General features: G+C 62.9%; 1 protein-coding gene and 1 pseudogene. Both read right to left on the reverse strand.

Annotated elements, in window-relative coordinates:
* Positions 1–220: pseudogene (locus AC1DY5_RS57325) on the reverse strand (ABC transporter permease); the annotation flags it as partial.
* A 120-nt stretch (positions 221–340) separates the two neighbouring features.
* A partial coding sequence (locus AC1DY5_RS57330) for a TRAP transporter substrate-binding protein (protein WP_478122989.1) occupies positions 341–860 on the reverse strand: 520 nt, incomplete at its 5' end.

Genomic DNA, 860 nt, shown 5'->3' on the forward strand with positions numbered 1-860 from the left:
ACGCCAGTTCGTCCGACCACACCAGAGGCTCGTGAAAGACGTATCGGCTCGTCACCCCCGCAAGCAGCACGACGACCTCGGCCAGCACCAGCAGTGCGGCCGGGACTTCAATCAGCGTGGCGATGGCCTTGTTCAAGGTCTCGAGCCATGCGATCGGCGCACGCCGGTTTGTTGGATCCATGTGCCCGGCAGCGCCGGGCTCGTCACTAGAGATGTTCATAGGATTCTTTCACGCGACAGGTGGCCGCCGGCCTCCACCATGGCGCGGCTTACCCGTCACACACTTCGTTGAATGGAGCATCTCGCCCCGGAGGCCACCGGGCGAGCGAGTGGCTGTCTTTCAGCCGAGCTTGCCGGAGACCTTCTCCAGGAGATCCCAGGGCGCGGCGCCGTACTTCGTCTTCCAATCCCCGTAGAAGCCCGTGCTCGCCAGCTTCTTGCGGAAGTCTTCCTGCTGCACGTCGATGAAGGTGATGCCCTTGGTCTTGAGATCGGTCATCAGGCTGGTGTTGAGCTTCGCCACATCGGCCCGCTGATCAGTCGCGGACTTGTCGATCTCTCGGGTGATGATCTGCTGGATGTCCGGCGGCAGCTTCTGGAATGCGCGCTTGTTGCCGAGAACCCAGTAGCCGTCCCACACATGGCCGGTCAGGCTGCAGGTCTTCTGGACTTCATAGAGCCGTGCGGTCGCGATGATGGCGAGCGGGTTCTCCTGGCCTTCCACCACCTTCGTCTGCAGGGCGGTGTAGACCTCGTTGAAGTTGATGGGCGACGGCGCGGCATCCAAGGCCTTGAACAGGGAGGTCAACGGAGGCGCCGCAGGCACCCGCACCTTGAAGCCCTTCAGATCGGCTGCGGAC

The sequence above is a fragment of the Variovorax sp. P4_D9 genome, from assembly GCF_056401695.1.